This window comes from Streptomyces sp. NPDC058653 (genome assembly GCF_042716895.1).
Classification (GTDB): Bacteria; Actinomycetota; Actinomycetes; order Streptomycetales; family Streptomycetaceae; genus Streptomyces.
On the sequence record NZ_JBHXRM010000069.1, the window covers coordinates 19243 to 27738 of the forward strand.

At 71.0% G+C, this 8496-nt stretch carries 4 protein-coding genes; 3 read left to right on the forward strand and 1 reads right to left on the reverse strand.

Features of this window, described 5'->3' with window-relative positions; genetic code table 11:
• Positions 1–301 precede the first annotated feature (301 nt).
• The 3 genes from ACFWU9_RS34825 to fxsT are packed head-to-tail and all read left to right on the forward strand — an operon-like array spanning position 302 to position 4903.
• The gene (locus ACFWU9_RS34825; RefSeq protein ID WP_384325090.1) at positions 302–499 is read left to right on the forward strand and encodes a hypothetical protein; all 198 of its coding nucleotides are present in this window, start codon (positions 302–304) and stop codon (positions 497–499) included.
• 52 nt (positions 500–551) lie between these two features.
• Positions 552–1826: an aKG-HExxH-type peptide beta-hydroxylase gene (locus ACFWU9_RS34830; protein WP_384325091.1), complete on the forward strand. Its 1275-nt coding sequence runs from the start codon at positions 552–554 to the stop codon at positions 1824–1826.
• 56 nt (positions 1827–1882) lie between these two features.
• Positions 1883–4903: an FxSxx-COOH system tetratricopeptide repeat protein gene (fxsT, locus tag ACFWU9_RS34835; RefSeq protein WP_384325092.1), complete on the forward strand. Its 3021-nt coding sequence runs from the start codon at positions 1883–1885 to the stop codon at positions 4901–4903.
• A gap of 106 nt (positions 4904–5009) precedes the next feature.
• Here fxsT and ACFWU9_RS34840 read toward each other — a convergent pair.
• Positions 5010–8496: multifunctional oxoglutarate decarboxylase/oxoglutarate dehydrogenase thiamine pyrophosphate-binding subunit/dihydrolipoyllysine-residue succinyltransferase subunit (locus tag ACFWU9_RS34840; RefSeq protein WP_384325093.1), on the reverse strand; the 3487-nt coding region annotated here is incomplete at its 5' end.

Consider the following 8496-nt stretch of genomic DNA (forward strand, 5'->3'; position numbering starts at 1 on the left):
CCGGTCGCGGGGCCTTCCGCGTCGCGCGACCGGTCCATGCCTCCACGCGCCCGGCATGCGCTCCCCATGAGGTGTCCCCGAAGCCCGGCGCCCTGGCCCGAACCCCAACTCCCTGTGTGGCGTACGGGTTTCCGAATCGTGGGCCTCGGGAAGTAGAACCCTCGCGGCAGCGCCTCCCACGGCATGCCGCGGACGTGGCGCCGTCCGCCCCGCAGAGCGGTGCTCACCGGCGTCTGGTGTGTGCGAGCGCAAGGCGGGACTTTCACCACACGCCCTCGGGGGCATCGGGGAGGAGCAGAGCGTGCTGGAGCAACGTGTGCCCGGAACCGCGGAACACAGGGGTGGGACCGGGATTCCGGGGAGTCCCGTGCTCCCCGATCTCACCGGTGTCGACCTGCGGACTCTCCAGGGGCTGGACGACGAGGCGCTGACAGCGGCTGTCGAGGACGTGCTCCGCTGCCCGGGTTCGTTCACCGACTCGTGGAACGACGGGGAGTGAACCGGCCGCCGCGACGGCGGGATTCGGCCACTCTCGCAGCGGAGCGGAGGTAATGGCTCCGGCGTCGGGGACCTTCGCCGTTCCGCCCGGCACCCTCGCCAGGCTCGCCGCCACCCGCCAGCGGCCGCACGACCTGGACCTGCTGCACGCCGCGCTGCACAGCCGCCGGCTGGTCCTCTTCAAAGCCCTCCTCGCCCGGGTCGGGCGGAGCGATCTGACCCCGGCCGCCCGTGCCGCCTTCGACCGCGACTGGCGGCTGCTGGCACGGGCCGAGTCACCGGCACCGGGCGCCGCGCGGCGGCAGCTCGACTACCCCGCCGTCGGCGGCTGGGTCGTCGACGCCATCAACGCCCCGGGACCGGACGAGCTCGCCGCCGTCCTCCACCCGCTGGGCGGCATCGCCGTCGGTACGGCCCTGACCACCGGAGCCAGGCTCGACACCGTGCTGCCCGGCACGGGCGGACGGCTCGTCCTGCCCGGCATCGGCGCCCAGGACGTCCGCGCCTCCCACGTACGGGTCCGCTCGGGACCGCGCGGCACGGTCCTCACCCCCGTCGGCCGCCGGGCCAGATCCGTCCTGCTGCGCCCCGACGGGCGGGGCGCGGGGGCCGGCTGGACCGCCCTGGCCGTGCTGCCCGGCAGCGCCGGCCGGCTCGACGACCTCGGCACCGGACATCTCGTCGCCACGGACACGCCCCCGCGGACGGACCGCGCCGCCTGGGTCACCCGCTGGCGCGCCGCGCTCACCCTTCTGTCGGCCGCCGACCCCTGGCGCGCCGCCGAAGTCACCGGGCTCTTACGGTCCGTGGTCCCGATGGCACCGGCCGGCGAAGGCGCCTCCAGCGGCACCCTCAGGGCCGCGCCCTGGGCCGTGCACACCGCGCTGCCCGACACCGCCAGACGGTTCGCCGAGGTGCTCGTGCACGAACTGGCCCACAGCAAACTCGCCGTACTCGCCGACCTCGTCACGCTGCACCACGCCGACGGCTCGGCCGTCCACCGCGTCGCGTGGCGCAAGGACCCGCGCCCGCTCGACGGCGTCCTCCAGGGGACCTACGCGCATCTCGCGCTCGCCGACCTCTGGTCGCGCATCGCCGAGCGCCCCGGCGCCGCCCCGGCCGCCCGCCGCGCGGCCCACGCGCGCCGCGAGGACTACCGCGAACAGGTCGCCGACGCGCTCCCGCTCCTGCTCGACAGCCATCAACTCACCGAGCACGGAGTGCGGTTCACGGTGGCGATGAAACAGCATCTGACCTCGCTCGGCAGAGGCCCGAATACCCCGTACGCGCTGTCCGATTCCCTGTTCGGTGACGGTGACGTTCGGTAATCTTTCAGACGCGCCGTCAGGGAATGGCGCAGCTCGATGAATGAGGAGACGCGCGCATGGTCGCTCAGCGGCACCTGACGGAGGACGGCGGCCCCGATCAGGAGTCCCAGCATTTCGTGGTCGCCTTCCCGGGGCACCACCGGCCGTGGGCCACCTGGATCGCCCGCCGGCTCGAAGCCCACGGACACCGCGTCACGTCGCACCGCTGGGACCCCGACCGCGACGAGTCCCTGGAGGACGCGCTCGGCGATCTGCTGCTGGCCAGAGGCCGTGTCCTGCTGGTGCTCAGCGAGTGGTTCTTCCAGCTGGGGCCGCGGCGTGAGGGCGAGTGGAACACCGTGCTGCGCGGCTTCGTCGCCGCCCACGCCGACCGCTTCGCCGCCGTCAACCTGACCAACCGTTCGCTGCTGCCCGCCACCGCCGTCCTCGAACCCGTCGACCTGTGGGGCATCGCCGAGACGGAGGCCGAGCGGCGTCTGCTGGGCCGGCTCTCGCTCGAACCGTCCCTGGTGCGCGAGGAGGCGCCGTCCCCCTCCCGCTACCCCAACGACGCGCCCGCCGTCTGGGGCGAGGTGCCGCGCCGCAACGCCCGCTTCACCGGCCGGGACGACCTGCTCAACCGTATCCAGGAGTCGCTCACGGACGTCGAGCCCGGCGCGGCCGTCTGCGCGCTGGTCGGCATGTCGGGCATCGGCAAGACACAGCTCGCCGCCGAGTACGCGCACCGCTTCAGCCCCGACTACGACGTCGTGTGGTGGGTCAACTCCGACCAGCGGGGCACCCAGCGCGACCGGTTCGGCGAGCTGGCACCCGCGCTCGGCCTGCGCAGCGGCTCCGAACCGGGCGAGCGCATCCGCGCGGTGCGCGACGCGCTGCGCCGGGGCGATCCGCACGGCCGCTGGCTGGTGATCTTCGACGGCTGGGAGGACGTGGACGAGGCGGCCGCGATGCTGCCGAGGGGCGGCACCGGCCATGTGCTGATCACCTCGCGCAACCACGGCTGGCGCACCGTCGGCGAGGTCGTCGAGGTGCCCGTCTTCCTGCGGGCCGAGTCGACCGGCTATCTGATGCGCAGGGCCCCGCACATCACCGCGGAGGAGGCCAACGAGGTCGCGGTCGAGTTCCAGGACCTGCCTCTCCAGATGGCCCACGCGGCGGCCCTGCTCGGCGAGTTGCGGATGCCCGTGCCCGAGTACCTCGAAAAGGTGCACACCGGCGAGATCAACCCCCTGGACGAGGTGTCCGAGCTGGGTGACTACCCCAGTTCCTCGCTGACGTCCTGGTCGATGCTCCTCAACCGGGTCCGCGAGTCCGAGCCGCGCGCGCTCGAACTCCTCAAGCTCTGCGCCTGCTTCGCGCCCGGCAGGATTCCCGTCGGTCTGGTCCGCAGCGTGTCCCCCGGCGACCTCCCGGAGGAGCTCCGCTGGATCGCGGACAACACCCCCGACTGGCCCAGGGCCCTGGACACCCTCGCCAACTACTCCGTCATCATCAAGGATTCACGGAGCGCGTCCGTCTCGGAGGGCCGCGAGGCCGGGCGCCGCCAGGAGTCGGTCCATATGCACCGTGTCGTGCACGGCATCGTCAGCAGGCTCACCGCGGGTGACGACCGCGAGACCCACCGGGCCGTGGTCCGCCAGGTCCTCGTCGGCGGCGACCCCGGCGAGCCCTCCGACAGCAGGAACTGGCCCCGGTACGCCGAGATCCTGCCCCAGCTCGAATTCTCCGGCGCGCTGGAGAGCACCCAGCCACGTATCGTCCAGCTGGTCCTCAACTGCCTCCGGTACTGCTACACCAGCGGTGAGTACACCGTCGGCATGGACCTGGCCCGACGGGTCCGGGCACGGTGGGTCGAGCTGTTCGCCCCCGACGCCGAGCAGATGCTGGAGCTCAGCGACCGCACGACCGTGATCCTGCGCGCCAGCGGCCGGTTCCACGAGGCGTACGACCGGGACAGCGGGGCCCTCGACCTGCTCCTCGCCCAGGCCGAACCGGACCCGATCAGGCTGATGGCCGTCAACAGCGGGCTCAGCTCCGACCTGCGGTTCCTCGGCCGCTACCCCGAGTCCTACCGGCTCCAGCGGGACGTGGTCGACGTCGGCCGGGAGCTGCTGGGCGAGGACGAGTGGACCACCCTGCGGGCCCAGCACAACCTCGCCGTGTCCCTGCGGCTCCTCGGCCAGTACTCGGACGCGTACGAGATCGATCTCGACACCCTCCGCAAACGGGAGGCGGTGCTGCGCGCCCAGCACTCCAACACCCTGCACTCGGTCAACGCCTGCGCCCGCGACCTGCGGCTCCTCGGCCGCTTCCACGATGCCCTGGCCCGCCAGGAGCTCGGTGTCCGCACCCATCTCAAGGTCCTCGGGGAACACCACCCGCAGACGCTGTGGGCGCAGCACAACCTCGTCATGTGCAGGCGCAGGGCCGGGGGCAAGGGCGAGGACATCGGTCCGGTCATGGCCGACCTGCTCGAACGCCAGCAGCGGGTGTACGGCCAGGGCCACCACAACAGCCTCATGCTGGTCACCGACTACGGCAACTACCTGCGGGTGCACGGCGATCTGGGCCAGGCCAGGGAGCTGCTCACCGAGGCCGAGGACAGCTACCGGGCCCTGGTCGGCCAGGCCCACCCCGTACCGACCGGCATGCAGTCCAACATCGGGCTCCTCATGCAGGCCGAGGGGAACAGGGACGGCGCGCTCGTCCTCTTCGAGCAGGCGCTCACCGGTCTGCGCACCCTGCTCGGCGACGACCACCCCTGGACGCTGGGCTGCGCGCTGAACGCCGCGGGCGGCCGGAATCTGACCGGGCGTCTGGAGGAGGCCGCCGAGCTGAGCCGGGACACCCTGCGGCGCGCCCGCGCGGTGCTGGGCGACGACCATCCGATGACGCTCTCCAGCCAGACGGCGCTCGCGGCCGATCTGCGCGCGCTCCAGCAGCGCGAGGAGGCCGACAAGGTGGAGGAGGACGCGCTCCAGAAGCTGACGCGCACCATGGGCGCGCAGCACCAGCACACGCTCTCCGCGCGCCAGCGGGTGCGGCCCTACTGGGACTTCGAGCCGTATCTGGGCTGAGCACCGGAGGCCGGCGGACCCGTCACCGGCCGGCGTCGGACGTACGAGGGCCCGGCACCGCGAGCGAGCGGTGCCGGGCCCTCGTACATGCCTCACATCGGAACGGTCAGGCGTCGAACACCTCGGCGCAGAGCTGTGCCTGCTCCGCCTGGTGCCGCTTGGCGGAACCGACCGCCGGCGACGAGGACGCGGGCCGCGAGATACGGCGCAGGCGCTCGTCGTGCGGGATGTCGGCACCGACCGCCAGATCCAGGTGGTCGATCAGGTTGAGCGCGATGAACGGCCACGCGCCCTGGTTCGCCGGCTCCTCCTGCGCCCAGAGGTACTTCTCCGCGTTCGGGTACTTCGCGATCTCCGCCTGGAGCTCCGCGCCCGGCAGCGGGTACAGCCGCTCCAGCCGCACGATCACGGTGTCCGTCAGACCGCGCTTCTGCCGCTCGGCGTCCAGGTCGTAGTAGACCTTGCCCGCGCAGAAGACGACCTTGCGGACGGCCGCCGGATCGATCGAGCCCGCCTCGGTCATCGAGTCGCCGATCACCGGGCGGAAGCCGCCGGTGGTGAACTCCTCGATCTTCGAGGTCGCCGCCTTCAGCCGCAGCAGCAGCTTCGGGGTGAAGACGACCAGCGGCTTGTGGTGCGGGTTGTGGACCTGCCAGCGCAGCAGGTGGAAGTAGTTCGACGGCAGGGTCGGCATCGCGACCGTCATGTTGTTCTGCGCGCACATCTGGAGGAAGCGCTCGGGGCGCGCGGACGAGTGGTCCGGGCCCTGGCCCTCGTAGCCGTGCGGCAGCAGCAGCGTGACGCCCGAGGTCTGGCCCCACTTCTGCTCGGCCGAGGAGATGAACTCGTCGACGACGGTCTGCGCCCCGTTGACGAAGTCGCCGAACTGGGCCTCCCACATGACCAGCGACTCCGGACGGGCCAGCGAGTAGCCGTACTCGAAGCCCATCGCCGCGTACTCGCTCAGCAGCGAGTCGTAGACGTTGTAACGGGCCTGGTCCTCGGCCAGATACAGCAGCGGGGTGTAGTCCTCGCCGGTCTCCTGGTCCACCAGCACCGCGTGGCGCTGGCCGAACGTGCCGCGGCGGGTGTCCTGGCCCGACAGCCGGACCGGGGTGCCCTCCATCAGCAGCGAGCCGATGGCGAGCGTCTCGCCGGTGCCCCAGTCGATCGTGCCGTCCTCCACCGACGCCGCGCGGCGCTGCATCTGCGGCATGAGCCGCGGGTGCACCGTGATCGAGTCGGGGATGTTGACCTGGGACTCGGCGATCCGCTTGACGACCTCCTGGGAGATCGCCGTGGTGACCGCGACGGGGAACTCCGCCTGGGCGTCCGGGACATGGGCCGGAGCCGGGTGCGACGTGGCCTCGCGGACCTCGGCGAACACCTTCTCCAGCTGGCCCTGGAAGTCCTGGAGCGCCTGCTCGGCCTCTTCCAGCGTGATGTCGCCGCGGCCGATCAGCGACTCGGTGTAGAGCTTGCGCACCGAGCGCTTCTTGTCGATCAGGGTGACCATCTGCGGGTTGGTGAACTGCGGGTTGTCGCCCTCGTTGTGACCGCGGCGGCGGTAGCAGATGAGGTCGATCACGACGTCCTTGTTGAACGTCTGGCGGAACTCGAACGCGAGCCTCGCCACCCGGACGCACGCCTCGGGGTCGTCACCGTTGACGTGGATGATCGGCGCCTCGATCATGCGCGCCACGTCGGTGGCGTACATCGAGGAGCGGGAGGCCTCCGGGGCGGCGGTGAAGCCGACCTGGTTGTTGATCACCACATGCACCGTGCCGCCGGTGCGGTAGCCGCGCAGCTGGGACATGTTGAGCGTCTCGGCGACGACGCCCTGGCCCGCGAAGGCCGCGTCGCCGTGCAGTGCGACGGGCAGCACGGTGAAGTCCGTGCCCGCCTTGTTGATGATGTCCTGCTTGGCGCGCGCGATGCCTTCGAGGACCGGGTCGACCGCCTCCAGGTGCGAGGGGTTCGCGGCCAGCGACACCTTGATCTGCTCGCCGTCGAGACCGGTGAAGGTGCCCTCGGCGCCCAGGTGGTACTTCACGTCGCCGGAGCCGTGCATCGACTTCGGGTCGAGGTTGCCCTCGAACTCGCGGAAGATCTGGGCGTACGACTTGCCGACGATGTTCGCCAGGACGTTGAGCCGGCCGCGGTGGGCCATGCCGATGACGACCTCGTCGAGCCGCGACTCGGCCGCCGAGTCGATGACCGCGTCGAGCAGCGGGATGACGGACTCGCCGCCCTCCAGCGAGAACCGCTTCTGGCCGACGTACTTGGTCTGGAGGAACGTCTCGAACGCCTCGGCCGCGTTGAGCCTGCGCAGGATCCGCAGCTGCTCCTCGCGCTCGGGCTTGGAGTTGGAGCGCTCGATACGGTCCTGGAGCCACTTGCGCTGCTTCGGGTCCTGGATGTGCATGAACTCGACGCCGGTGGTGCGGCAGTACGAGTTGCGCAGCACGCCCAGGATGTCGCGCAGCTTCATCATCGACTGGCCGGCGAAGCCGCCGACCGCGAACTCCCGCTCCAGGTCCCACAGGGTGAGGCCGTGCTCGGTGATGTCCAGGTCGGGGTGCTTGCGCTGGCGGTACTCCAACGGGTCGGTGTCGGCCATGACATGGCCGCGCACCCGGTAGGAGTGGATCAGCTCGAAGACCCGCGCGGGCTTCGTGACGTCCTCGTCGTGCGAGGCGTCGATGTCCTTGAGCCAGCGGACCGGCTCGTAGGGGATGCGCAGCGCCTGGAAGATCTCGTCGTAGAACTCGTTCTCGCCGAGCAGCAGCTGGCTGACGATCCGCAGGAACTCGCCCGAGGCGGCGCCCTGGATGACCCGGTGGTCGTAGGTGGAGGTCAGCGTCATGACCTTGGAGATGCCCAGCTTGTTCAGGGTGTCCTGCGAGGTGCCCTGGAACTCGGCCGGGTAGTCCATCGAGCCGACGCCCATGATGACCGACTGACCGGGCATCAGACGCGGCACGGAGTGGACCGTGCCGAGGCCGCCCGGGTTGGTCAGCGAGACGGTGACGCCGCTGAAGTCGTCCATCGTCAGCTTGTTGTTGCGGGCACGCCGGACGATGTCCTCGTACGCCTGCCAGAACTCGAAGAAGTTGAGCGTCTCGGCCTTCTTGATGCCGGCGACGACGAGTTGGCGGTCGCCGTTCGGCTTCACCAGGTCGATGGCGAGACCGAAGTTGATGTGCTCCGGCTTGACCAGGGTGGGCTTGCCGTCCCTCAGGGCGAAGGAGTGGTTCATCGACGGCATGGCCTTGATGGCTTGCACCATCGCGTACCCGATGAGGTGCGTGAAGGAGATCTTGCCGCCGCGCGCCCGCTTCAGATGGTTGTTGATGACGATGCGGTTGTCGAAGAGGAGCTTCACCGGGACGGCGCGCACGGACGTGGCCGTGGGCAGCTCCAGCGACAGGTTCATGTTCTTCGCGACGGCGGCGGAGGGGCCGCGCAGCGTCACGTACTCGGGGCCCGAGGGCTCCTCGGCCGGCTCTTCCTTCGGCTCGGCCGCGACAGCGGGCCTGGCGGCGGGCGCCGCCTTCGCCGGCGCGGGCGCCGCGGGTGGAGGCGGGCCGGGC

Coding starts and splice junctions, on each gene's coding strand:
- ACFWU9_RS34830 (WP_384325091.1), top strand. CDS start 552: ATGGCTCCGGCGTCGGGGACCTTCGCCGTTCCGCCCGGCACCCTCGCC.
- fxsT (WP_384325092.1), top strand. CDS start 1,883: ATGGTCGCTCAGCGGCACCTGACGGAGGACGGCGGCCCCGATCAGGAG.